The organism is Polynucleobacter sp. UB-Tiil-W10 (genome assembly GCF_018881605.1).
Classification (GTDB): Bacteria; Pseudomonadota; Gammaproteobacteria; order Burkholderiales; family Burkholderiaceae; genus Polynucleobacter.
In genome coordinates this window covers 1,376,008-1,401,047 of sequence record NZ_JACVPZ010000001.1, presented here as the reverse complement: position 1 = coordinate 1,401,047, position 25,040 = coordinate 1,376,008, and the positions used below count along the sequence as shown (strand labels likewise).

Genomic DNA, 25,040 nt, shown 5'->3' with positions numbered 1-25,040 from the left:
CGGGCAAAAATACGGAAAGAATATGTCAGAGAATTCAAGGCGAAATATAGCGTTGTAAATCGTTAAACAAGGCCAGCAACGACATAGAAATCAGCAAAAGGAAGCCCACTTTTTGGAGCTGCTCCTGCATTGATGTCGAAATCCGCTTACCGGCTACCAACTCCCATGCATCATACAGTAGCTGACCCCCATCTAGCATTGGAAAAGGGAGCAAATTCAACAAACCAATGCTAATACTCATAAGTGCTAAAAAGGCTAAAAATGGCTGCCACCCTACCTGGGCTGATTTACCCGCCATATCGGCAATACTGATGGGTCCGCTAAGCTGTTTTAGGGAGGTGCTTCCGGTAAATAATCCGGCCATGAGCCTTGCAGAAACCTTGGTAACCACCCAGACCCTTTCAGACGCAAATACGAGTGCATCTATTGGCCCTAACTTGAGATCCTGCCACTCTGCCAGGGGTGTTAAAGCAGGCAAAATGCCCAGCGCCAGTATTGGGTCGCTATTAGGGGTAATTTTGGGCAAATCTATGGCATAAAAGGCCTTAACTGAAATTACGCCAGCAGGAGTTTCAAGCTCCAAGGCAAATCCATTCTCCCCAGTAAGAGCATCCATCAAACTCCAGCGCAAGGCATTCCAGCTTGGAACAGGAGAAAAATCACCAAAAAGGGGCGCATTAACCTGTCCAGAGCCTAAATCCTGCCATCCAATCACCCGATCGCCTCCTGCTAGCCCGAGCTTGGCAGCAACAGAATGCTCAGGGGGATTCTGCAAAACTGCTGGCAATTGTGGGGCACCAGATATATAGATAAAAGTAAAAAAGATGATTGCTAGAAAAAAATTGGCGAAGGGGCCAGCGGCCACAATGAAAGATCGTTGCCAAAGCGGCTTTCGATCAAAGGCCTGAGACTCCTCGGCTGGCGAAATAGCTTGCTGAGGGTCTCGACCATCGAGCAACTTGACATAGCCACCCAAAGGAATCGATGCCAATACCCACTCTGTTTTATTTTTCGCGTGATAAGTAAATAAAGGCTTACCAAATCCAATTGCAAAACGCAGCACACGAACTCCGCAGCAGCGAGCCGCTAAAAAATGTCCAAACTCATGAAAGCTGACCAGGATTCCGAGGGTCAATAAAAACGCAGCAAGAGTAATCAATGCTTGCAAAGAGCATCCCTCACTACCTCTTGCGCAGATTGACGAGCGCGCGCATCTACATCCAAAATTATTTCTAGAGATTTTGCATTCACGGAGGCGATGGAATTCAATACCTTCTCCACTACCACCGGAATCTGCAAGTACGGCAAACCTTCCTCTAAGAAAGCGGCAACAGCAATTTCATTGGCAGCATTGAGAACAGTTGGCGCAGTGCCGCCAGCGTAAGCAGCAGCAAATGCTAAAGAAAGACATGGAAAACGTTCCAGCTCGGGCTCAGCAAAACTCAAGGATGCTAATTGCGTCAAACTCAATGGCGCTACACCAGCATCAATGCGTTCTGGCCATGCTAGGCCATAAGCGATAGGGGTGCGCATGTCGGGTTGACCCAACTGGGCTAAAACAGAACCATCACGATAACGGACCATTGAATGAACAAGGCTTTGCGGATGAATCAATACTTTAATTTTTTCTAAAGGTAAGCCAAATAACCAAAAAGCCTCGATGACCTCCAGACCTTTATTCATCATCGTTGCAGAATCTACTGAAATTTTTCTACCCATCACCCAATTGGGATGTGCGCAGGCTTGTTCTGGAGTAATGCTTGCCAGCTGTTCAAGCGGGGTATTTCTGAATGGTCCACCTGAAGCGGTTAACCAAAGCTCCTCCACCCCTAAGCTGGGATTGAGATCCTTAGAAAATCGACTGGGCAGACACTGAAAGATCGCATTATGTTCACTATCAATTGGCAATAACTCGCCACCACCTACTTTCATTGCCTGCATGAATAAATCACCGGACATGACCAATGCTTCTTTATTTGCGAGCAATACCCTTTTGCCTGCTTTAGCGGCAGCTAATGCTGGAACCAATCCTGCAGCACCTACAATGGCGGCCATTACAGTGTCGCAATCAGATTGGGTAACGGCACTCACCAAAGCTTGCGGTCCATACAAGACTTCGGTATTTATTTTTCTATCTAGCAAAAGCTTAGTTAATCGGGCTGCGCCAGCGGCATCAGCCACTACAGCAATGGCTGGATGAAACTCAGCACACTGATCAGCAAGCACATCAACCTGTTTTGCTGCAGTTAGCGCAACCACCTTAAATCGATCTGGATGCGCACGTATAACGTCCAGCGTATTAACACCGATAGACCCCGTTGAGCCTAAGATAGCAACCCGCCTCACAGACATCACACCAATCTCGCCAAGAGTGCTGCGATTGGCATAGCTGGAATTAAAGCATCTACACGATCCAATACTCCGCCATGGCCTGGCAATAAATGACTAGAATCCTTGACGCCAGCCAAGCGCTTTAGCTGGGACTCAAATAAGTCTCCGAAAATACTGAAGGCAGTCAACACCGTCACCATCAAGAACATCGGCACCCATCCAAAGCGGATGGCCCATGCACCAAACAAAGTGGATTCAAAGGGTAAAAAGTAAACACATAAGAATGCATACAAGTAGCAAAGGATTAAGCCGCCAATGGCGCCTTCAATAGATTTGCCGGGGCTAATTTGCACAGCAAGCTTATGTTTACCAAAAGCTTTCCCAACAAAATATGCGCCAATGTCTGCAACCCATACTAGAGCGATGCTGCTGAGCAAAAAGATGAGTCCTAGCTCACGCAAGAACACTAATGCAAACCAAGTAGCTGGCAACACAATTAAACCCAGCACCACATAAAAAGGTCTCAGCTTTTCTAGTGAGAGATTCATCCCTTTAGCCAATAGAAAAGGTGCCACAAAAAACCAGAATATGACTGCTAGAAGTAAGAGAGCAAATTGCCATGCAGGATTTTGCATGCCTAGTAAAAACAGAATAATGACTAAGCAAAATAAAGCGTATATCCAAGCAGCGCGGCCTGCCTCAGGCGCAAGCAAGCGACTCCACTCCCAAGCGGCGGCTAACAAAGCTACCAAAAAGAAAGCGCCAATGTAAATCTGGGGGAGTAGAAACAAGATGGGCAGCAGTACCGCCAATAGGACAAGGGCGGTAATGACTCTGGTTTTTAGCATGGGGAATGTATTGGCAATGAACTACGTCAAACTGCATCGCTCGTTGCTTGCGACGCAAGCTGAGCACTAGTGCGACCAAAGCGACGCTCGCGCTGACTAAACCAGTCAAATGCCTTGTGCAACTCTTTCTCATCAAAGTCAGGCCACAAGACATCGGTGAAATACAGCTCGGTGTAGGCCAGTTGCCACAACAAGAAATTACTTACACGCTGCTCACCGCCAGTCCGAATAAACAAATCAGGCTCCGGAGCATAAGCCATCGAAAGATGGGGTTGAAGCACCTCTTCACAAACCTGTTCGGGCTTCAAGTCAGGATTGGCAATCAGGCATTTTTGCATTGCCTGCAAGATATCCCAGCGACCACCGTAGTTTGCTGCGATCGTGAATGTTAAGCTCTTGCAGTCAGCAGTCTTTTTTTCGGAAAACTCCACCATCTCTTGAATCGCAGCATCAAAGCGACTTAAGTCCCCAATTAAACGTAAAGCGATATCGTTTTCTGCTAGACGAGACACCTCGCCCTTGAGAGACTTTAGAAACAACTTCATTAAGAATCCCACCTCTTCCGGTGGGCGACGCCAGTTTTCAGAGCTAAAAGCAAAGACCGTTAAGTACTCAACGCCAAGCTTGCGGCACTCTTGAACAATCTTACGAACGGCACTCAGCCCTTCCGAGTGTCCAGCAACGCGAGGCATCATCCGCTTACTAGCCCAGCGCCCATTTCCATCCATAATAATTGCCACATGGCGAGGTACAGCATTGACCTCTGGAATGGCTAGGGTTGAACTGGAATGTTGTGTCATGAAAAGCTAAAAATTCAGGACGGCTTTAAACCGTCATGATCTCTTTTTCTTTTTCAGAAACGATCTTATCAACATCGATCACTGCTTTATCAGTCATCTTCTGAATTTCATCTGTAGCACGACGCTCTTCATCCTCGGAAATTTCTTTATCCTTAGTAAGACGCTTTAAATGCTCATTAGCGTCACGACGCAAATTACGAACAGCAATCTTAGTTTCTTCACCCTCGTTCTTCACAACTTTAGTGAGGTCGCGGCGGCGCTCTTCAGTCAAAGCAGGCATTGGCACGCGGATTACCGTACCTTGAGATGCTGGGTTTAAGCCTAAATCAGAATCACGAATCGCCTTTTCAATGACTGCAACCATCGTCTTTTCAAATGGCTGAACATTAATGGTGCGGGCATCCGCTAAACCCAGGCTAGCAACCTGACTTAATGGCGTTGGATTACCGTAGTAATCCACCTGAATGTGCTCCAAAATTCCTGGGTTAGCACGGCCAGAACGAATCTTGGCTAAATTGGTCTTCAAAGCATCAAGAGACTTTTGCATCTTTTGATCGGTATTAGTTTTAATTTCTGCTGCTGACATCAGACCTCCTATTAAACGTGTACTAAAGTACCTTCGGGTTCACCTTGCACTACACGCATTAACGCGCCTGGCTTGAGAATTGAAAATACTTTGATTGGTAATTTGCGATCACGGCACAATGCAAATGCAGTTGCATCCATGACTTGTAGATTCTTGATTAAAGCTTCGTCAAACGTAATTGTTTTATATAAAGTTGCTGCTGGATCTTTAACGGGATCGGCACTATAAATACCATCCACTTTCGTTGCTTTGAGCATGATCTCAACACCCATCTCAGCACCACGCAGAGCAGCGGCTGTGTCAGTGGTAAAGAATGGATTGCCTGTACCAGCGGCAAAAATAACAACCTTACCTTCACCCATTGCACGAATCGCACGTGGACGAATGTATGGCTCAACCACTTGATCCATACGAAGCGCAGACTGCACGCGCGCTTCAACACCTTTTTGGCGTAGTGCATCTTGCAATGCAAGGGAATTCATCATGGTTGCCAACATACCCATGTAATCTGCCGTTGCGCGATCCATTCCAGCTGCGCCACCTGCAACACCACGGAATATATTTCCGCCACCAATCACAATGGCTAGCTCTACACCGCTATTCACAACATCAGCAATTTCCTTAACCATGGAATCGATGGTGACTGGATTAATGCCAAAAGCATCGTCACCCATAAGGGCTTCACCAGATAGTTTTAAGAGGACTCGTTTGTAGGCTGGCATGTTTTTTATTTTCCGTAATTTGCCAAGTAATTAATTTACTTAGCTTATTGATCTTTAAGCACTTTTTAATATCTCCGCCAAATTATAAAGGGCTTGGGAAGGATCAAAGAAAAGGGCACAGAAACTAAGGTTTCTATGCCCTTTTGGGTATTACCAACTAGCGGGGCAAGCCCCAAAACAGCTAATTAAGCAGTTGCTTTAGAGGCGGCAGCCACTTGCGCAGCCACTTCAGCCGCAAAGTCGTCTTGACGCTTCTCAATGCCCTCGCCTACAACAAACATAGTGAAACCCTTGATTGTTGTATTTGCAGCCTTGAGCATTTGCTCAACAGTTTGCTTGTCGTTCTTCACGAAAGTCTGGTTCAACAAAGAAACCTCTTTAAGGAACTTCTGAATAGAACCTTCAACCATCTTTTCAACGATTTCTGGTGGTTTGCCAGATTCAGCCGCTTTTTGAACGGCAACGCTACGCTCAACAGCAATCGCTTCAGCAGGAACGTCAGCCATAGACAAAGCCACTGGCTTCATTGCAGCAATATGCATCGCTACATCTTTAGCAGCAGTTTCATCGCCCTCGAACTCAACCATCACACCGATACGAGTGCCGTGGAGGTAAGAGACTAACTTGTTGCTACCAGCAAAACGCTTGAAGCGACGTGGCATGATGTTCTCACCAATCTTACCGATCAGTGCGCTACGAACTTCATCAACAGTTTGCCCATTCAATGGCAATGCTAACAATGCAGCTACGTCAGCTGGGTTCTTTTCAGCAACCAACTTCACACAGTCATTTACAAATGCCAAGAAATCATCGTTCTTAGAAACAAAATCAGTCTCACAGTTCACTTCTAACAATGCACCAGTAGTGCCATTGATAGAAGTTGCAACGATGCCTTCAGCCGTTACACGAGAAGCCGCTTTACCTGCTTTGCTACCCAGCTTTACACGCAGAATCTCTTCTGCACGAGCCATATCACCATCAGCCTCAGTTAAAGCCTTTTTGCACTCCATCATCGGAGCATCAGTCTTGGCGCGTAACTCACCAACCATTGCAGCGGTAATAGCGGCCATTATTCAGCTTTCCCTTCTTCAACAAACTCTTCTTCACCTTCTTTAACTGCTGTCAAGATTTCTTGAACAGAGTTAGCTTTGCCTTCGAGGATTGCATCAGCAATACCGCGCGCATAGAGGAGAACCGCTTTGCTGGAGTCATCGTTACCAGGAATAATGTAATCAACGCCTTCTGGTGAGTGGTTGGTATCCACAACAGCGATTACTGGAATACCAAGCTTGTTAGCTTCAGTAATAGCAATCTTGTGATAACCAACGTCCACAACGAAAATCGCATCAGGAACGCCATTCAAATCCTGAATACCGCCAAGTGCTTTTTGCAATTTGTCGAGATCACGATCATTAGTCAACGCTTCTTTCTTGGAAAGCTTTTCCCAGTCGCCAGCTTCTTTAGCAACCGCCATGTCTTTCAAACGCTTCAGGGAACCTTTAACAGTTTTGAAATTGGTGAGCGTACCGCCCAACCAACGGCTGTCGATGTAAGGCATACCAGCACGAGCCGCTTCTTCAGCAATGATCTCGCGTGATTGACGCTTAGTACCAACAAATAAAATAGTGCCACGATTAGCAGCAACTTGTTTTGCAAATTTCAGTGATTCCTGAAACATTGGCAATGTTTTTTCCAAGTTGATGATGTGGATTTTGTTGCGATGACCGAAAATAAATGGGGCCATCTTTGGGGACCAGAAGCGTGTTTGGTGACCAAAATGGCAACCGGCTTCCAGCATTTGACGCATAGTTACTGACATAACTTCTCCTAAGGGTTGGTTCTAAAGTTGAGTCCTAGCTGCGCTAAAAAACGCCACCCTGGAAGGCTCAACTTGCGATTTCAAGTCCAAGATAGACCTGAGACCGAAATTATAGCTTAAATATCAATGCTCTAGCTGACTCCACACTCTTCCAAGTGAGTGGTTAAATCATCAAAATTAGCACTAGAAGGTCTAAAAACGCAGTAATTGCTCAAATTTTAGGCAATTATGGCAAACCAAAACTCCCCAAGTCGTTGATAATCAAGGCATGAATAGTGTATTTACCGCAGAAAAAGACATCCTAGGGATGCGCGAAGCTGGCCGCTTAGCCAGCGAAGTACTTGATCATGTGGCCCCCCACGTCAAAGCTGGAGTTACTACTGGCGAATTGGATCGGATTTGCCATAACTACATGCGCGACATCCAAAAAACCATTCCGGCCCCGCTGAACTATCAACCACCTGGCTACCCACCTTTTCCAGCATCCATCTGCACCTCAGTGAATGATGTGATCTGTCACGGCATTCCAGGAGACAAAGTTCTCAAGACGGGTGATGTTGTGAACCTAGACATTACTGTTATCACCCATGATGGTTATTACGGTGACACCAGTCGCATGTTTATGGTGGGTGAAGTCTCTGTCATGGCAAAGCGCCTCACGCAAATTACTTTTGAATGTATGTGGCTGGGCATTGCCCAAGTAAAACCGGGCGCATCGCTTGGTGACATTGGCCATGTGATTCAGACTCATGCTGAAAAAGCCGGTTACTCAGTTGTAAGGGAATACTGCGGTCACGGCATTGGCAAAGTATTTCACCAAGACCCACAAATTCTTCACTACGGCAAACCGGGTACTGGTGAAAAATTAGAAGCAGGCATGACATTTACGATTGAGCCCATGATCAACGCTGGCAAACGCGATATTCGTACCATGCCTGACCAGTGGACCGTAAAGACAAAAGATCGCAGCCTCTCCGCGCAGTGGGAGCATACCCTTTTAGTTACCGCAACCGGGGTTGAGGTGCTAACGTGGTCGGAAGGTAGCAACCCTCCCCCAGATTGCGTTAAGGGCCTTTCATTTAGACCTTCATTAGCAAGCGTTTAATACGATGAGTCAGTCGCAGGCAGCCAGCAATATTACTGATGCAGCCAGTCTGCGTTCTGCTCGAGAGATTGCTTACACAGAATTTAAAAAAACACAGTCAGTCAGTAAATTAACCAAGCAACTCTCCAAACTGAGCGATCAACTCCTCAGTCATTTATGGAGTAGTTTTGGTTTAAATAATGAAGCCGCTCTAGTGGCGGTTGGTGGCTTTGGTAGAGGCGCCTTATTTCCCTACTCCGATATCGATATCTTGATTTTGCTACCAGCTGATGAAAAACAGTCGCAAGCTTTATCAAAGCAAGTAGAGCAATTTGTTGCAAGCTGCTGGGATACTGGCTTAGAAATTGGCTCCTCAGTCAGAAATGTTGCTGAATGTATATCTGAATCAGAGCAAGACATTACCGTCCGCACTTCCCTGCTGGAGGCACGACTTATTTGCGGCAAAAAACAACTCTTCAAAGACTTTGCCAAGGCCTTTGAAGCAGCGATGGATCCAAAAGCATTCTTTCAGGCCAAACAAGCAGAGCAGATTCAGCGTCACTATAAATATCAAAACACGCCTTACTCCTTAGAGCCGAATTGCAAAGAGAGCCCTGGCGGCTTACGTGATTTACAGGTCATTTCTTGGATTAGTAAGGCAGCATTATTGGGGGATACCTTTAAGGACCTCAATGAGGCCGGCCTTGTTACGCAGCGCGAACTGACTGAGCTCAATCGCAATCAACGCTTCCTAGAAACCTTGCGCGCTAACTTGCATTTGCTGGCTGGACGAAGACAAGATGTTCTTGCTTTTGACCTACAGGCAGCGCTTGCGGCGTCAATGGGAATTAAAGAAGAATCGCCCCGTCAAGCTAGCGAAGCCATCATGCGTCGCTACTACTGGGCAGCTAAAGCAGTAACGCAATTAAATGATGTGCTCTTACAAAATATTGAGGCCCTTCTCTTTCCACAAGAGTCTAGGACGATTCTCTCTATTCCAGGTGAAGGTAATGAGTACTTCATTGAGCGACAGGGTGTGCTGGACATTACTGATCCGCAGCTCTATCAAAAACATCCAGAACAAATTTTGCGCACCTTCTTGGTCTTTGCACAAACGGCCAATGTAAAAAGTCTATCGGCCACTATTTTTAGGGCCCTATATAACGCCCGCCAAAAAATGGATAGTCAATGGCGCGCCAACCCAGTTAATCGTGCACTCTTTATTGAGATTCTCAAGCAACCCGAGGGCGTAAGCCGTGCGTTTCAGTTAATGAATCGTAGTAGCGTTTTAGGCCGCTACCTTCCCGCCTTCAGAAAAATTGTTGGGCAGATGCAGCATGATTTATTTCACATTTATACCGTTGATCAACATATCCTCATGGTGTTGCGTAATGTGCGCCGCTTCATGGTTGTTGAATACACTCATGAATTCCCTTTCTGCAGCAGCTTAATCGCCCACTTTGAAAAGCCTTGGCTACTCGTAATCGCCGCCCTTTTTCATGACATCGCTAAAGGTCGTGGCGGTGATCACTCGCAACTGGGCAAAGCGGACATGCGTAAATTTGCTAAAGACCATGGCTTAGATAAAAAAGATACCGAGCTATTGATATGGCTAGTGGCAGAGCATCTCAATATGAGCCAGTTTGCGCAAAAGCAAGATATTACCGATCCTGATGTTGTCAAGGCCTTTGCGAAGAAGATGGGTGATGAGCGTCACCTCACGGCACTGTACTTATTAACCGTGGCGGATGTCCGCGGTACCAGCCCTAAAGTTTGGAATGCCTGGAAAGGCAAACTCTTGGAAGATCTTTATCGTGCAACACTCAGAGTGTTGGGCGGCGCAAAACCAGATGCCTCATCAGAATTAGCTCAACATCAAGAAGAATCCAGAGAAAAATTACGCCTTTACGGCATCAATGATGATGCTTACGAGGATCTGTGGAAGCAATTGGATGTCGCTTTCTTCTTAAGACAAGATTCTTCTGACATTGCTTGGCTTACAAGGCATTTATTTAACAAGGTCAATAGCGATCAACCGATTGTGAGAGCACGGCTATCTCCTATTGGCGAAGGACTCCAAGTAGCTGTCTATGTAAAGGATCAAGAAGATCTCTTTGCCAGAATCTGTGCTTACTTTGAAAGACACGGTTTCTCAATTTGGGATGCCCGCATTCATACCACGCGTCATGGCTATGCCCTAGATACATTCCAAATCTCTGGGAGCAACTTGGTAGATGAAGGCGGTAGTTATCGCGACATCATTCAATTGGTTGAATTTGAATTAACGGCGGCTTTAACCAACGCTGATCCCCTACCCAATCCAAGCATGGGCCGCCTATCTAGGCAATCACGCACATTCCCAATTCAGCCACGCGTACATATGGTTCCAGATGATCGCGGCAGGTACTACACCTTAGCACTCTCTGCGAATGACCGCACCGGTCTGCTTTATACAATTTCAAGAGTCTTGGCAAAACACCAGGTCTCTATTCATACCGCCAGAATTAATACGCTAGGGGAACGAGTGGAAGACGTTCTTCTCTTGGATGCTGCCAACCTAGGCAAGAATCCCAAACTACAGATACAGCTTGAAACAGAATTGCTTGAGGCTTTAGGGGCTTAAAAATTCTTGATCTAAATAATCAAAAACCACCCTCGGGTGGTTTTTTGCTTCTGATGGAGAAATCTTTTTCTCTTAGGCTTTACTCTTGTGAGCATCCAAACTATAGGCGCCGCCGCCAGAAGCTGCCAATACTAATAAGCCGCCCATAATGGCCATATTCCTCACGAATATCAGCTGGGCAATAAGCGCTGCATCTTCTGGGGCAGACCAAAATGCATGACCAATCAAACTTGCACCCAATGTAAAGCCTGCCAAACCAATGGCAGCAATACGCGTCTGGTAGCCAAGGATTAAAGCCAGACCTCCTACTATTTCGATGGCAGTGACCATCCAAACTAAAATAGCAACCACAGGAACGCTCAAAGAGCCAAAATAAGCACCTGTATCCTCGATGCCCATCAACTTTAGAATCCCAGCCGGTAAAAATAGAGTCGCAATCGCAATGCGTCCAATTAAATTTAATGTGCTTTGAGCCTTATTCATGCAACCCCTTCAATAATTTGATCGCAATTTGCAACCAGTACATCTTACTTTAATAAGTCCATCATGGCCGCCTCATCAATGACCGGCACACCAAGCTCTTCTGCTTTGGTGAGCTTGCTACCAGCATCAGCTCCGGCAACAACATAGTCTGTTTTCTTGGAGACTGATCCAGCTACCTTGGCACCTGCTTTTTCTAGCAGCTCTTTGGCCTCATCTCTTGTCATCGTTGGGAAGGTGCCTGTCAGAACGAAGGTCTTGCCGGCAACTGCTGCACTAATGATCTTTTTTTCAATAGCAAGTTGCATGCCTGAGGCAAGTAGCTGTTCAATCACCTCTCGGTTGTGCGCCTCTTGCATAAAGCTCGTGATGGAATCCGCAACAACTGGGCCAACATCTTTAACAGTCAGCAGATCTTCTATGCCTGCATCCATCAAAGCGTGCATAGATTGGTAATGATTTGCTAAATCCTTAGCAGTGGTCTCACCCACGTGACGAATACCTAATGCAAAGATAAATCGAGCTAGGGTCGTATTTCTAGATTGATTAATTGCTTGCAGGAGATTATCAGCTGACTTCTCGCCCATACGCTCTAAGTTTGCAAGCGCAGTAAAGCCAAGGCGATAGAGATCTGCTGGCGTTCTTACCAAATTATGATCAACCAACTGATCGACGATTTTCTCACCCAGGCCCTCAATATCGAGAGCCCTTCTATGGGCAAAGTGAATTAGCGCCTGTTTACGCTGTGCGCCACAAAAAAGACCGCCACTACAACGGGCTACCGCCTCATCAGCCAAGCGCTCGATATGTGAATCGCATACTGGACAGCGGGTAGGCATTTGAAACTCTTGAGTATTCGTGGGACGTCGATCCTTGATGACGGAAACAACTTCTGGAATCACATCTCCTGCTCTACGAACTGAAACGGTATCCCCAATTCGTACATCTTTGCGTTTGACTTCATCTTCATTGTGTAGCGTCGCATTCGTTACGATTACGCCACCAACTTCTACTGGCGCCAATCTAGCTACTGGAGTAATTGCACCTGTGCGTCCAACCTGGACATCAATTCCTAACACGGTAGTCAAAGCCTCTTGTGCTGGGTACTTGTGCGCCAAAGCGAATCTAGGCGCCCGTGAGACAAAACCCAGTCTTGCCTGTTCTGAAAATGAATTGACCTTGTAGACAACACCATCGATATCATATGGCAGTTCATCACGCTTGGCACCAATCTCGATATAGAAAGCTAAGATCTCCTCCACTGAATGCAAAACCTTACGCTCAGAGCAAACAGGTAGGCCAAGTTCGGCGTAAGCATTGAGTAGCCCTTCATGAGTTTTGGGTAGCCAGGATTGAGGCTCCAGCGCACCCAAGCCATAAGCAAAGAAAGAAAGTGGTCGTTTAGCAGTAATCTTGGAATCTAGTTGACGAAGGCTACCTGCTGCAGCATTGCGTGGATTAGCGAACTCTTTCTCACCCAACTGTGCGGCCTGCCGATTCATCTTCTCGAAGTCCTTGAGATACATAAAGACCTCACCACGCACTTCTAGGACCTGAGGAATATTTTTCCCGATAAGTTTAAGTGGGATGGCGCGAATAGTTTTGATATTAGACGTGACATCTTCGCCGCTTGCGCCATCACCACGAGTTGCTGCCGTGACTAATGAACCATTTTCATAACGCAGAGAAATCGCTAAACCATCGAACTTTAATTCACCCGCATAGGTCACATGATCAGTATGCAGAGCCTCGCAACAACGGCGATCAAAGGCAACGAGCTCAGCATCTTCAAAGGCATTATTTAAAGAAAGCATTGGTACTGCATGGGTAACTGAATCAAATTCTTTTAATGCCGCTCCGCCTACGCGCTGAGATAAAGATTCTGGCGTAATCCATTCGGGGTGAGCGGCTTCAATATCAATTAACTCTCTATAGAGGCGGTCATACTCAATATCAGGAAGAAGCGGATTATCTAAAACGTAATAAGCGTGCTCTAAGCGAGCAAGCTCTCCTTGCAAGAATGCGTAGCGCTCCGCTAAATTTGTCGGACTAGTGGACGACAAAGTGATTTCCTAGCTAAATAGTCTACTAGCTGTAGAGGATCCAGCAGGAACGCCAGATTTCTCAAGATTGGCATAGAGAACATCGAGGTGCTGACGAATACTAATCACAGCAGCTCCACTCAAATTAATGCAATTATCGTCCACTAAACGCCCGTGAGCGACTTGCGCAATCTCCACACCTTCTGACAACATTCTTTCAAATGCACGCTCTTCTTGTGGCACCAAAGGAACTTCTAGCAATAGTGTCACTTGGGTTACAGACTTATTGGGATCTAAATCATTGCTATTAAAAATTAATATGCCCTTACTCAGATACTCATACTGGCGACCATTACGGGCCAACTTAAAGCCACGCTGACGCATCAGAGCATCAAAGTTACCCCAAGGGCAAGGCTCATCAAACAGCACATTAATACTTAATTGAATATCGCTCTCAGCGGCCATCACATCTAATTCTTTAGCGTTATCTAGCATTGTGCTTACGCTAGGCATATCGATTTGCGAACCCAAGGTTTCAGCAAGCGCTTGAGCGCGAGAGCAGAAATCAGATAACTCCAAAACACCGATAGCACCCTTACGGCTTGCTAACTGAATAGCCAACTGCAATTCAGAATAAGATGCCTCAGGCTTTAATTCTTCCCAATCTTCAGCAGCATCAATATCGGCATTTAAGCCTTCACACATCCAACGTGCAGTCGATTGAGCCTCAAGGTCAGTCCAAGCATATATTTCATCAAGAATTTCGGAGCCGCTAATGCTCTCATCAAAACGAAGTGTAATTACACAATCAATACGCGGATCAATAACAAACTTTTCAGGAGCTGAAATAGTTGTTGTCATCGCCTCACCAAAACTGGGCTCTGCTCTACTGGAGGTAATGTTATCGCCAAAGCCTTGACTAAAACTAGGCTCACGCGCAAAATGATCATCCGCAGAATATTCGCTTTGTTCCTTTGCTTTGCGGCGTGCACGAGCATACTTAAAATTCAGAATGGCTACTGCCATCAGAATCAACAGACCAATAACGGCAAGCGCCAATTGCAAATCAGACAAGCCCAACATCGTCATCATTTGCTCTACGTACACTTAGGCAGCCTCTACCATTGAAACAGCAGAAGAAATATCAACCGCAACAATGCGGGATACACCCTGCTCTTGCATCGTGACACCAATCAATTGATGGGCGATTTCCATAGTGATTTTGTTATGAGATATAAACAAAAATTGTGTCTTATCAGACATTTTGGCTACTAGCTGTGCATAACGCAAGGTATTTGCATCATCCAATGGAGCATCAACCTCGTCAAGTAAACAGAATGGGGCTGGGTTCAAGAGGAAGAGTGAGAACACTAAGGCAATTGCAGTTAAAGCCTTTTCACCGCCTGATAAGAGATAAATGGAGCTATTTTTCTTGCCGGGAGGCTGGGCCATTACTTGTACGCCAGCGTCTAGAATCTCTTCGCCAGTCATTACCAATTCAGCATGACCACCACCAAATAACTCAGGGAAGAGTTTTCCGAAATGCAGATTGACTTGATCAAAGGTGCCTTGCAATAAGTCACGTGTTTCAGCATCGATTTTAGCAATCGCATCTGTCAAAGTCTGCATTGCTTCGTTTAAGTCAGCTGATTGCGCATCCAAGAACTGTTTACGCTCACGTGAGCTTGACAACTCATCTAGCGCAGCCATATTCACTGGACCTAAGGACTGAATTTCTGTATTCAAGCGATTTACTTCGCTCTGTAAGGCGCCAACCTTTAGATCTGCACTGAAGTTAGCTTCGAGCGCTGTGAGGTCAGCTTCAGCATCAGACAATAAAGTAGCAAATTGCTCAAAGTTCAAGCGTGCAGCCTGTTCGCGCAATTGCAAATCAACCACTTTGTCACGCATTGGTTGCAAGCTACGCTCAACCTGCATACGGGACTCATCAGCTTCGCGCAATTGATGTAACAAAGCATCTTGTTCAGTGCGGGCATTTGCTAAAGCAGCTTCGCGTGCGCTACGGGCCAGCAATAAGCCCTGTAGCTTATCTTGCGCTTCCTCATCACTTAAGGTTTCTAATTCTTGAGCCGCGGCATCATGCTTATCTTGAATTTCCATGATTTGAGTACGGGCAGTACTTTGATCACGCTGCAAATCAGCGATACGCTGTTGCAAAGAGCGGGTTGCAAAAGCAGCCTCTTGAGCAGACATCTCAGCAGCGCGGAGGGATTCACGTAAACGATCACGCTCCTCGGTGGATCGCTCTAATTTTTCATGAGCAATTTCTAAGCCTTCTTGCAAAGCTTGCTTGGACTCTTCAGATTCAAGCAACTCAGCGGCAGACTGTTCTTGGGTCTGAGACAACTGCTCCATCTGTTGACGCAGCTCACTCAACTCACCCTGAATCTGCGCTGCACGTTGACTATATTGCTCTTCAGCTTGAGTCAGCTGCATTCTTTCTACTTCAAAACCATGGGCTTCTTGAACAGCATGTTCAGCATTCTCGCGAGCTTGTTCAGCGGCTTGATGTGCTGCTTGATAGTTTGCTACACATTGATCCAGCTCACTTTTGAGCTCGCTTTGCATGAGTTGTTGCGCGCGTAATTGCTTCTCGAGACTTTCCATCTCTTGAGCACGCGCCAACATACCAGCTTGCTCAGAATCAGCCGCGTAAAGTTGTACGCCAACACGGCTAACGAGGTGACCTTGTTGAGTAACAAATGCACCACCAGCCGGTAATTTTTCACGGCGATGCAATGCATCCTCAAGACTGCTAGCGATATAAATATTGTCTAGCCACTCTTGTAATACTGAAGTAAGTCTTGGTGCGCCAGCACTTTGCACACGGCTCAACAATGGCGTGAAATCAGCCGGTGCAGAAGTATGAGCAGGAGTAATTTCTTCTGTGAGCAAAATTGCCAAACGGCTAGGAGGTGCATCATTGGCCAAAGCCAATGTTTCTTGAACGCTCTTAGCGGTTACGGCGGCTAAACGCTCGCGCAATACGGATTCTAGGGCAGCCTCCCAGCCACTCTCCACTTTGAGCTCTTGCCAGAGACGCTTGCTCTCTTTAAGACCCTTACTTTCAAGCCAAGGCCCGATCTTGCCTTGAGCCTGAACGCTTGCTTGCAAGGCGGTCAATGCTGTCAATTTTGCTTCGGTCTGAGCAAGCTCTTGATTTGCAACTTGAATTTGTTGTTGCGCAGTATTACGTGCCTCATCTGCAGCTGGAACGCGTTGTTGAGTTTCTACAGCACGCTGTTTAGCCTCCTCAACTTTACGGGCAGCCATTGCTTGACGGTCAATAGCCGTCTGCAGTGCTTCAGCATCCGGGCGACGCAAACCATCAAACTCGCCAACTAAGCGAGTCTCGCGCCCTTTTAACTCATCGGACTGAGCAGACATGGAGCGAAGGCGTTCACCCAAACTGGCTAAGCGTTGCTCAATAGAGGCCAGTGAATCACGAGCGCTATTTAATTCACGTGAAGAATTTTGATAAGCCTCTTCACGACTTGGCATTTGCTCTTGCAAACCATTTAAATCAGCCAAGAGAGTTTGCTCTTTTTCGGCAGCTAATGAGAGTTCATGCTCAGTAGTGCGCTGTGCCTGTGCCGCATCGGTTTCTTGCACAGTCCAACGTTGTAGTTGCGCTTGCAAATCTTGGGTCTGTTGTTGCAAACGTTGGCGTGCTTCTTGCACATAATGAATCTGCGCCTCAACTTGACTAACATCAGAATTGGTTTGATACAAATCGCCTTGGGCTTGCGAAACTTTATCTTGCAATGCGTACTGTTGTGTACGCATCGTTTCTAGCTCGGCCTCAGCGTGACGCAGCTTAGCGGTCTGCTCTTCTAAGGAAACTTGCGTATCGCGAATACCATTAGCATGACGCTCTTGTTCTTTACCGGCTTCGGTCTGACGCACAAACCACAGCAGTTGTTGCTGTGACTTCATTTGCGTAGAAAGTTCAGCATGGCGCTCTGCAACTGTTGCTTGTTTTTCTAAGCGAGTTAACTGTTGATCAAGCTCGCGCAAAATATCTTCAACACGCGTTAGGTTTTCTACAGTGTCTTCTAAGCGGGATGCAGTTTCCTTACGGCGCTCTTTGTATTTAGAAACGCCAGCTGCTTCCTCCAAGAAAACGCGCAACTCTTCTGGCTTTGCTTCCAAAATTCGGTTAATCGTGCCTTGGCCAATAATGGCGTAGCCTCTTGGACCCATACCCGTGCCCAAGAAAATATCTTGAATGTCTTTACGACGAACGACTTGGTTATTAACGTAATAGCTAGAATTTCCATCACGTGTCAAAACGCGTTTGATACCCAATTCTGTAAAAGCGCTCCACTGACCTTGAGCACGGCCTTCCGTGTTATCAAAAATGAGTTCAACGCTGGCGCGGCCAGATGGTTTACGTAAGCCCGAGCCATTAAAAATAACGTCTTGCATGGATTCGCCACGCAATTCGCTGGCGCGGGATTCCCCCAAAACCCAGCGTACGGCATCAATAATGTTCGACTTTCCGCAACCGTTAGGACCCACAACTCCAATGAGTTGGCCAGGCATTTCAAAATGGGTTGGGTCTACGAAAGACTTAAAGCCGGAAAGTTTGATGGATTTCAGTTGCACGGCGGACTTTGCAGGGAAAAAAGGGGTTCAAATAAAGGGGCAAAAAATTAAAACTAAGGTGGGAAGATGATAGCAAGCTCTTGCCTGCTTAGACGCGTTTTTCCCCCATCTATATAATGATAAATCTACCTTCAGGGACAAAATCCCTTAACAATCTGATAGTTAACTAAAAAGCATGAGCCAATCACCACAAAACATCATTGAACAAGCCTGGGAAAACCGCGCAAACCTGTCTCCAGATAGCGCCCCTGGGGATGTCCGTAATGCCGTAAATGCCGTTTTAGAAGGTCTTAATGCCGGCACGATTCGCGTGGCTGAGCGCCGCGATGTCGGTAAGTGGGAGGTAAATCAATGGGTTAAGAAGGCCGTTCTGCTCTCTTTCCGCCTAGAAGACAATAAACCTATGGGTGCTGGGGGTTATACCCAGTTTTACGATAAGGTTCCTAGTAAGTTTGAAAACTACACAGCAGCTGACTTTGCTGCTGGTGGATTCCGTGTCGTTCCCCCTGCCGTAGCTCGCCGTGGCTCATTTATCGGTAAAAACGCTGTTTTAATGCCTTCCTACGTCAATATTGGCGCTTATGTCGGTGAGGGCACGATGGTAGATACCTGGGCGACAGTTGGTTCTTGCGCCCAAATTGGTAAAAACGTACACCTTTCTGGTGGCGTTGGGATTGGCGGTGTTTTGGAGCCAATTCAAGCTGGCCCAGTGATTATTGAAGATAACTGCTTCATTGGCGCCCGCTCTGAAGTTGTTGAAGGTGTTGTTATCGAAGAAAACGCTGTTTTATCCATGGGCGTCTATATTGGTCAAAGCACCAAGATCTATGACCGCGAAACTGGTGAAGTGCACTACGGTCGCGTTCCAGCCGGCTCAGTAGTTGTTCCAGGCTCCCTTCCTTCCGCTTGCGGCAAATACAGTTTGTATGCAGCGATCATTGTTAAGAAGGTTGATGCTCAAACTAGAGCAAAGACTGCCATCAACGAATTACTCCGCGACTAAGTTCAATCCATGAGCGCCACACTTGATCTCACTGAAGCTCTGATTGCCTGCCATTCTGTAACACCAGCTGATGGTGGCTGCCAAGATTTAATTACAAAGCGATTGCAGGCGATTGGTTTTCATACTGAGAGCGTTGTAAGTGGTCCTGAAAATTTCCAAGTAACCAACTTGTGGGCAATTAAAAAAGGTAAAGACGGCGATCAAGGAAAAGTCTTGGTATTTGCGGGTCACACCGACGTAGTGCCTACCGGCCCACTGGAGAAGTGGACAAACAATCCTTTTGCCCCAACGATTCGCGACGGCATGCTCTATGGGCGTGGTGCTGCTGATATGAAAACCTCTCTCGCAGGTTTTGTGGTTGCCACAGAAGAATTTATCACTACACATCCGGACCATCAAGGCTCCATTGCCTTTTTAATCACCAGTGATGAAGAAGGTCCTGCTAACGACGGCACTGTCATCATGTGCGAGCGTTTGCAAAAACAGGGGCAGCGTTTGGATTACTGTGTGATTGGTGAGCCGACATCGGTTGATAAGCTTGGTGACATGATTAAGAATGGACGTCGTGGATCTCTATCAGGCAAACTCAGAGTGCATGGCATTCAAGCGCACATCGCCTACCCTCACCTAGGTAAAAATCCAATTCATCTATCTGCACCAGCAATTTCTGCCTTAGTAGAGACTGAATGGGATAAAGGCAATCAATACTTCCAGCCTACCAGTTTTCAAATCTCCAATGTGCATGCCGGAACTGGCGCGAATAACGTTATTCCTGGTGAGTTGGTTATCGACTTTAATTTCCGCTTCTCCACCGAAAGCAAGCCAGAGCAATTACGTGAACGTCTAGAAAAGATTCTAAAAGATGCCGGCCTCAATTTTGAGATTGACTGGGTCTTAGGTGGCAGCCCTTTTATTACTGGCGATGGCGCCTTAGCGGGCGCACTTCGCACCGCCATCAAAGCAGAAACCAACATTGATACAGAACTCTCCACCACTGGTGGCACGAGTGATGGTCGCTTTATCGCCAAGATTTGCCAAGAGGTAGTGGAATTTGGCCCACTTAATGCGACTAGTCACAAAATTGATGAGTGCGTTATTGTTGATGATGTAGTACCACTCAAAAACATCTATCGCAAAACTCTCGAACTATTAATCGCATAATCGCTTAATCGCGAGCTCACCCTTTTCTCTAAAGATCCCCCTCCATCATGGACCCCGAGCCTCAGCAACAACTTACAGTAAATCAGTGTATTAATCAGAATGCACAAAAACTTGAAGCAGCCAATTTGCATTACGGTCATGGGGCAATTGATGCGCAAAGCGAAGCTTTGTGGATTGTCAGCAAGCAACTCAACCTTAGTCCAGCGGAAGCATTAGATCACCTAGATGATGCAATCTCCGAGGATCAACAGCAAAAAGCTTCTGCTGTTACAGACACTAGAATCTCTACACGCAAACCCCTTGCTTACATCTTGGGTGAAGCCTGGCTCATGGGTGTACCGTTTTTTTGCAGCGAACAAAGTATTGTTCCCCGCTCTTGGATTGCCGAACTTATTGTTGATGGCTCCTTAGAGCCTTGGTTGCCGGCTGATGGCAAAGCACTTGATCTTTGTACTGGCAATGGTTCGCTAGCCATCCTCTTAGCCCTATCATGCCCAGATATTCATGTGAGCGCCTGCGATATCAGCATGCCTGCACTCTCCGTAGCGGCGCGCAACGTTGATCGCCATAGCTTGAGCTCACAAGTAGAGTTATTAGATGGCGATCTCTGGGATGCATTGCCCGAGCCCAATGAAGAGAACCTCTTCGATCTCATTATTTGCAATCCACCTTATGTGAATGCAGTTTCAATGAATGCGCTTCCCCCTGAATACCATGCTGAGCCAGAACTGGCCTTGGCTGGCGGTGACGATGGCATGGACTTAATCAGACGCATCATTGCTGCAGCGCCCGATTACCTATCTGAGCGCGGGGCCATCCTGCTGGAAATAGGTAATGAGTATGAGAACTTCAAAAAAGCGTTCCCGCAAATCCCGGCAATCTGGATGGAAGTATCCGCTGGAGATGAACAGGTATTATTAATTCAGGCTGAAGACTTGCACTAAGCAAGTCAAGAAATTAACTTAACTCTGCAGCGGCGGCGATTGCCTGATCAATGCGCTCCACAGGAATCACTTTCAATCCTGGAATCTTAGTCTTAGGCATATTCGCTTTCGGAATGATTGCCACAGTAAAGCCAAGCTTTGCCGCTTCCTTTAGACGCTCCTGACCACGTGGACAAGGGCGAATTTCTCCAGCCAATCCAACTTCACCGAACACGATCAACTCTTTTGGTAACGCACGGTTCCGAATCGATGACTGAATTGCCAACAATACGGCCAAGTCAGCAGCAGGCTCAGAAATCTTGACACCACCAACTGCATTTAAGAAAACATCTTGATCAAAGCAGGCTACACCTGCATGACGATGCAATACTGCCAAGAGCATTGCTAAGCGGGCTTGCTCTAAGCCAACAGCTAAGCGACGGGGATTTGGAACATGCGCGGTATCCACCAAAGCCTGAATCTCAACCAGCAGAGGTCTACTACCTTCTTGCGTGACCAATACACAAGCACCCGGGACCATTTGCTCATGTTGCGACAAGAAAATAGCCGATGGGTTAGTTACGCCGCGTAGACCTTTTTCAGTCATCGCAAAGACACCTAGCTCATTAACAGCACCAAAACGATTCTTAATTGAGCGCACTAAACGGAACGAAGAGTGGGTGTCACCTTCAAAATACAAAACGGTATCCACAATATGCTCAAGAACGCGAGGGCCAGCAAGGTGTCCATCCTTAGTCACGTGACCCACCATCAATACGCAGATGCCGCTTGATTTAGCAGCACGCGTTAATTGGGCTGCGCACTCTCGGACCTGGGCTACAGAACCAGGGGCAGAACTCAATACTTCTGAATACAGGGTCTGAATAGAATCGACTACTAAAACCTGAGGCTTAACGGTATCCATAATGGAAATCAATTTTTCCAACTGAATCTCTGCTAATACTTCAAGCTGTGGCGCATCCAACGCAATACGTTTTGCACGCAAGGCAATCTGCGCAGCAGATTCTTCACCGCTGCTATAGAGCACGTTCATACCAGCCGAACTCATCTCCGCCAATGCCTGCAATAACAAAGTGGATTTACCAATACCAGGATCACCGCCTAAGAGCACTACCCCACCTGGAACTAAGCCACCACCCAGCACTCGATCAAACTCTTCGACTCCAGTACTAAATCTTGGTAGATCTTCAGCGCTAATAGCAGATAACTTTTGGCGCGGCAATGATTGCGCCAAACCCTGGAAACGGGCATTAGATGTCGTCTCAGGCAAACCCTCTTCCAAAGTATTCCAAGCCTGACAAGACGGGCATTGACCCTGCCACTTAGCAGAAGTACCGCCACAAGACTGACAGATATAAACCGATTTGACTTTAGCCAAGGATTGCCTAATGAATTAAAAAGTAAATTGGTGAAAAAATTAATCGAGCTGAGTGCCTGCTTTATTTTCTTGAGCCCGCTTAGGAGCATCTTTACGACGCTGATCTAGATCAGCAGCTCTTGCTGCGGCATCTTTTTGTTTCTGCTCAAACTCACGCTGATTAGCGGCTCTCTCAGCAGCTTTTTCTGGCGAAACGCGTTCGGCTGCACGCTTAATATCTTCTTGATTCTTTAGACTTTCGCGGAGCTTACGTTGCACCTCATGCAAAGCCACCTCTTGCTCGCGAATTGGATCGATTTCCTTGCGATAGTCAGCACGAGCATCTTTTAAACAAGAATTAACCCAATATTTTTGATAGCACTCAGAGGATGCCTTGCCCCAGCGGTACTTAGACCACTCACGCTGAAGCTCCAACTCTTGCTCAATCTTATCTAACTGCTCGAGCTCAGCTTCTTCTGCAGGAGTGGCCAATACAACACCACTGAATGCAGAGGCCAACAAAAATATTGCAATAAATATTTTTGATTGGAGCAAAAGATTTTTTCTCAAATCTCGACCTTTGCACCCAACTCAACTAAGCGATTTGCAGGAATCTTAAAGAAGTCAGACTGGCGACCGGCATTTTGATACATCCAGCAGAATAATTTCTCACGCCAGATGGCCATTCCTGGAATCTCCGTAGAAACGATGGTGTCACGGGACAAGAAGAATGAAGTATTCATCAAATCAAATTTCAAGTCAGACGCTTTTTCTATCAACTCAATAATCTGACCCATATCTGGAGTTTCATTAAATCCATAAACAGCACGCACCACGTATATACCATTACCAAGATCACGCAAGGTAATGCGCTCGCTATCCTTGACGTATGGCACATCCCAGATGCTGACTTTTAAGAAAAATACTCTTTCATGCAATACATGGTTGTGCTTTAAATTGTGCAAGAACGAAACTGGCACGTAATCTACGTGTGCCGTCAGGAAAACAGCAGTACCTTCTACGCGATGCGGTGGATGCTGCATCAAAGCCTCAATAAAGCTCTTCAGCTCAATACCGTTATTCATGGCGTTATGGCGCAAAATCTTACGCCCTTGATACCAAGTCATCAACAATAAGAAGCAGGCTGAGCCCAACAATAATGGGAACCATCCGCCTTCCATAATTTTTAAAAGATTGGCAGTTAAGAAGGCTAAATCAACGACCAAGAAAGAGCCGATTACCAAAGCAACTAGCAAGGAGTTCCAGCGCCAAACCACCCTCATCACAATTGCCGCTAAGAATGTAGTCACAATCATTGTGGTGGTGACAGCAATCCCGTAGGCAGCTGCTAAGTTTGCGGATTGCTTAAATGCCAAGACCACAGCGATCACCAGAATCAATAGAACCCAATTCACCAAGGGCATATAGATCTGACCAATTTCTCTATCAGAGGTATGGCGCACTTTCATGCGCGGAACAAAGCCCAACAAGATTGCTTGGCTCGTCATTGAGAAAGCACCAGAGATCACGGCCTGCGAGGCAATAACAGTTGCCAGGGTGGCCAGAATTACCAAAGGAAATACCAGGAATTCGGGCACCATCAAGAAGAATGGGTTGGTAATAGTCTCGGGGTTATTTAAAAACATTGCACCTTGACCAAAGTAATTCAGAAGCAAACAAGGCATGACAATAAAAAACCAACCCATACGAATAGGCTTGAGTCCAAAGTGACCCATATCAGCATACAAAGCTTCGGCACCAGTCAACACCAAGAAGACCGCGCCCAAAACAATAAAGCCCTGTAGCGAGTGCTCAATCAAGAACCGGATGGCAAACAAAGGATTAATAGCGGCAAAAATTGCTGGATTGAGGATGACTTGATGCACCCCCATCAATCCGATAGCAATAAACCAGACCATCATGATCGGGCCAAAAAGCTTGCCCACTAGATCGGTTCCAGTCTTCTGAATAAAAAAGAGGATAACTAAAATCAAAATGGTAATTGGTATGACATAACGCGTTAAGTCAGTGGATATGACCTCAAGACCTTCAACTGCCGAAAGCACAGAAATCGCTGGCGTAATAATGGCATCGCCATAGAACATACAAGCACCGAATACACCCGCCATAATGATTAGAAGTGCACGCTTGGAATTTATAGGGGCCGTTCTTAAAGCTAGAGCCATAAGTGCCAAAATACCGCCCTCACCATGGTTGTTTGCACGCATCACGAATAAAACATACTTCAGCGAAACCACAATCGCAAAAGCCCAAAATACCATGGAGATCACTCCATAGACCGCATCTGGTGAAAATGGAATGCCGTGATCAGGACTAAAGCATTCTTTTAGCGCATACAAAGGACTGGTACCAATGTCACCAAACACCACGCCGATAGCGGCAAACATTAGTGATATGGAGGCGCCCTTCTTGTGAGGATGATCCTCTCGAGAAATTTCCACGGGCCTTAGTAAGGACGATTCAGAAAACTCAGGATTACTAACTGACATAATTAAGCCTTAGCGTGTTATTGCGTGGCAATATGTTACTCCTTAACTGCAGTCATTAATTCGAGAATTTCCCCAAGAAAACCGCTTATTTATGCGTTATT

Annotated in this window: 20 protein-coding genes; 5 read left to right on the top strand and 15 right to left on the bottom strand. The window is 46.4% G+C overall.

The genetic code is table 11. The features are described 5' to 3' along the window. Positions 1-34: 34 nt before the first annotated feature. The 8 genes from ICN33_RS07190 to rpsB form a co-directional block, all read right to left on the bottom strand. Positions 35-1,168, bottom strand: a complete 1,134-nt coding sequence (locus ICN33_RS07190; RefSeq protein WP_216195762.1) for an RIP metalloprotease — start codon at positions 1,166-1,168, stop codon at positions 35-37. Beyond that, the gene (ispC, locus tag ICN33_RS07185; RefSeq protein ID WP_216195759.1) at positions 1,156-2,352 is read right to left on the bottom strand and encodes a 1-deoxy-D-xylulose-5-phosphate reductoisomerase; all 1,197 of its coding nucleotides are present in this window, start codon (positions 2,350-2,352) and stop codon (positions 1,156-1,158) included. The genes ICN33_RS07190 and ispC overlap by 13 nt, the downstream gene beginning before the upstream one ends. After that, positions 2,352-3,179, bottom strand: a complete 828-nt coding sequence (locus tag ICN33_RS07180; protein WP_216195756.1) for a phosphatidate cytidylyltransferase — start codon at positions 3,177-3,179, stop codon at positions 2,352-2,354. Before ICN33_RS07180 ends, ispC begins: the two co-directional genes overlap by 1 nt. Before the next feature lie 26 nt (positions 3,180-3,205). Beyond that, complete coding sequence (uppS, locus tag ICN33_RS07175) at positions 3,206-3,979, bottom strand: polyprenyl diphosphate synthase (RefSeq protein WP_216195754.1); 774 nt, start codon at positions 3,977-3,979, stop codon at positions 3,206-3,208. A 25-nt stretch (positions 3,980-4,004) separates the two neighbouring features. After that, positions 4,005-4,565: a ribosome recycling factor gene (frr, locus tag ICN33_RS07170; protein ID WP_216195752.1), complete on the bottom strand. Its 561-nt coding sequence runs from the start codon at positions 4,563-4,565 to the stop codon at positions 4,005-4,007. A gap of 11 nt (positions 4,566-4,576) precedes the next feature. Then, positions 4,577-5,287 carry a UMP kinase gene (pyrH, locus tag ICN33_RS07165; RefSeq protein WP_216195750.1) on the bottom strand — a complete coding sequence of 237 codons (711 nt, stop codon included), beginning with the start codon at positions 5,285-5,287 and terminating at the stop codon, positions 4,577-4,579. A gap of 185 nt (positions 5,288-5,472) precedes the next feature. Then, positions 5,473-6,357: a translation elongation factor Ts gene (gene tsf, locus ICN33_RS07160; RefSeq protein WP_216195748.1), complete on the bottom strand. Its 885-nt coding sequence runs from the start codon at positions 6,355-6,357 to the stop codon at positions 5,473-5,475. Continuing rightward, positions 6,357-7,106 carry a 30S ribosomal protein S2 gene (gene rpsB, locus ICN33_RS07155; protein ID WP_216195746.1) on the bottom strand — a complete coding sequence of 250 codons (750 nt, stop codon included), beginning with the start codon at positions 7,104-7,106 and terminating at the stop codon, positions 6,357-6,359. Before rpsB ends, tsf begins: the two co-directional genes overlap by 1 nt. 268 nt (positions 7,107-7,374) lie before the next feature. Here rpsB and map point away from each other — a divergent pair, with 268 nt between their 5' ends. Both map and ICN33_RS07145 read left to right on the top strand, forming a co-directional pair. Continuing rightward, positions 7,375-8,211, top strand: a complete 837-nt coding sequence (gene map / locus ICN33_RS07150; protein WP_216195742.1) for a type I methionyl aminopeptidase — start codon at positions 7,375-7,377, stop codon at positions 8,209-8,211. A 4-nt stretch (positions 8,212-8,215) separates the two neighbouring features. Continuing rightward, positions 8,216-10,813, top strand: a complete 2,598-nt coding sequence (locus tag ICN33_RS07145) for a [protein-PII] uridylyltransferase (RefSeq protein ID WP_216195739.1) — start codon at positions 8,216-8,218, stop codon at positions 10,811-10,813. Positions 10,814-10,885: 72 nt separating this feature from the next. Here ICN33_RS07145 and ICN33_RS07140 read toward each other — a convergent pair whose 3' ends face one another. The 4 genes from ICN33_RS07140 to smc are packed head-to-tail and all read right to left on the bottom strand — an operon-like array spanning position 10,886 to position 17,964. Then, positions 10,886-11,296 (bottom strand): DoxX family protein, encoded by a 411-nt coding sequence (locus tag ICN33_RS07140; RefSeq protein WP_216195736.1) that lies wholly within the window; start codon positions 11,294-11,296, stop codon positions 10,886-10,888. Between the two features lie 44 nt (positions 11,297-11,340). Beyond that, on the bottom strand, positions 11,341-13,356 hold the full coding sequence (gene ligA / locus ICN33_RS07135) for an NAD-dependent DNA ligase LigA (protein ID WP_216195734.1): 2,016 nt from the start codon (positions 13,354-13,356) through the stop codon (positions 11,341-11,343). 9 nt (positions 13,357-13,365) lie between these two features. Beyond that, positions 13,366-14,442: a cell division protein ZipA C-terminal FtsZ-binding domain-containing protein gene (locus ICN33_RS07130; protein WP_370623233.1), complete on the bottom strand. Its 1,077-nt coding sequence runs from the start codon at positions 14,440-14,442 to the stop codon at positions 13,366-13,368. Continuing rightward, the gene (gene smc / locus ICN33_RS07125) at positions 14,443-17,964 is read right to left on the bottom strand and encodes a chromosome segregation protein SMC (protein WP_216195732.1); all 3,522 of its coding nucleotides are present in this window, start codon (positions 17,962-17,964) and stop codon (positions 14,443-14,445) included. A 175-nt stretch (positions 17,965-18,139) separates the two neighbouring features. On the opposite strand from smc, the gene dapD reads away from it, so the two are divergent. From dapD to prmB, 3 genes are read left to right on the top strand one after another with little or no spacing between them, the layout of a single operon-like run. Continuing rightward, positions 18,140-18,967 carry a 2,3,4,5-tetrahydropyridine-2,6-dicarboxylate N-succinyltransferase gene (dapD, locus tag ICN33_RS07120; protein ID WP_216195730.1) on the top strand — a complete coding sequence of 276 codons (828 nt, stop codon included), beginning with the start codon at positions 18,140-18,142 and terminating at the stop codon, positions 18,965-18,967. A 9-nt stretch (positions 18,968-18,976) separates the two neighbouring features. Beyond that, a complete protein-coding gene (dapE, locus tag ICN33_RS07115) occupies positions 18,977-20,128 on the top strand; it encodes a succinyl-diaminopimelate desuccinylase (RefSeq protein WP_216195729.1) in 1,152 nt (383 codons plus the stop codon). A 47-nt stretch (positions 20,129-20,175) separates the two neighbouring features. Then, complete coding sequence (gene prmB / locus ICN33_RS07110; protein ID WP_216195724.1) at positions 20,176-21,072, top strand: 50S ribosomal protein L3 N(5)-glutamine methyltransferase; 897 nt, start codon at positions 20,176-20,178, stop codon at positions 21,070-21,072. 13 nt (positions 21,073-21,085) lie between these two features. On the opposite strand, the gene radA is transcribed toward prmB, so the two are convergent. The 3 genes from radA to ICN33_RS07095 are packed head-to-tail and all read right to left on the bottom strand — an operon-like array spanning position 21,086 to position 24,939. Continuing rightward, positions 21,086-22,450 carry a DNA repair protein RadA gene (gene radA / locus ICN33_RS07105; RefSeq protein ID WP_216195722.1) on the bottom strand — a complete coding sequence of 455 codons (1,365 nt, stop codon included), beginning with the start codon at positions 22,448-22,450 and terminating at the stop codon, positions 21,086-21,088. 39 nt (positions 22,451-22,489) lie between these two features. Continuing rightward, positions 22,490-22,948 carry a hypothetical protein gene (locus ICN33_RS07100; protein ID WP_255530694.1) on the bottom strand — a complete coding sequence of 153 codons (459 nt, stop codon included), beginning with the start codon at positions 22,946-22,948 and terminating at the stop codon, positions 22,490-22,492. Positions 22,949-22,995: 47 nt separating this feature from the next. Beyond that, positions 22,996-24,939: a potassium transporter Kup gene (locus ICN33_RS07095; protein ID WP_216195719.1), complete on the bottom strand. Its 1,944-nt coding sequence runs from the start codon at positions 24,937-24,939 to the stop codon at positions 22,996-22,998. Positions 24,940-25,040 lie beyond the last annotated feature (101 nt).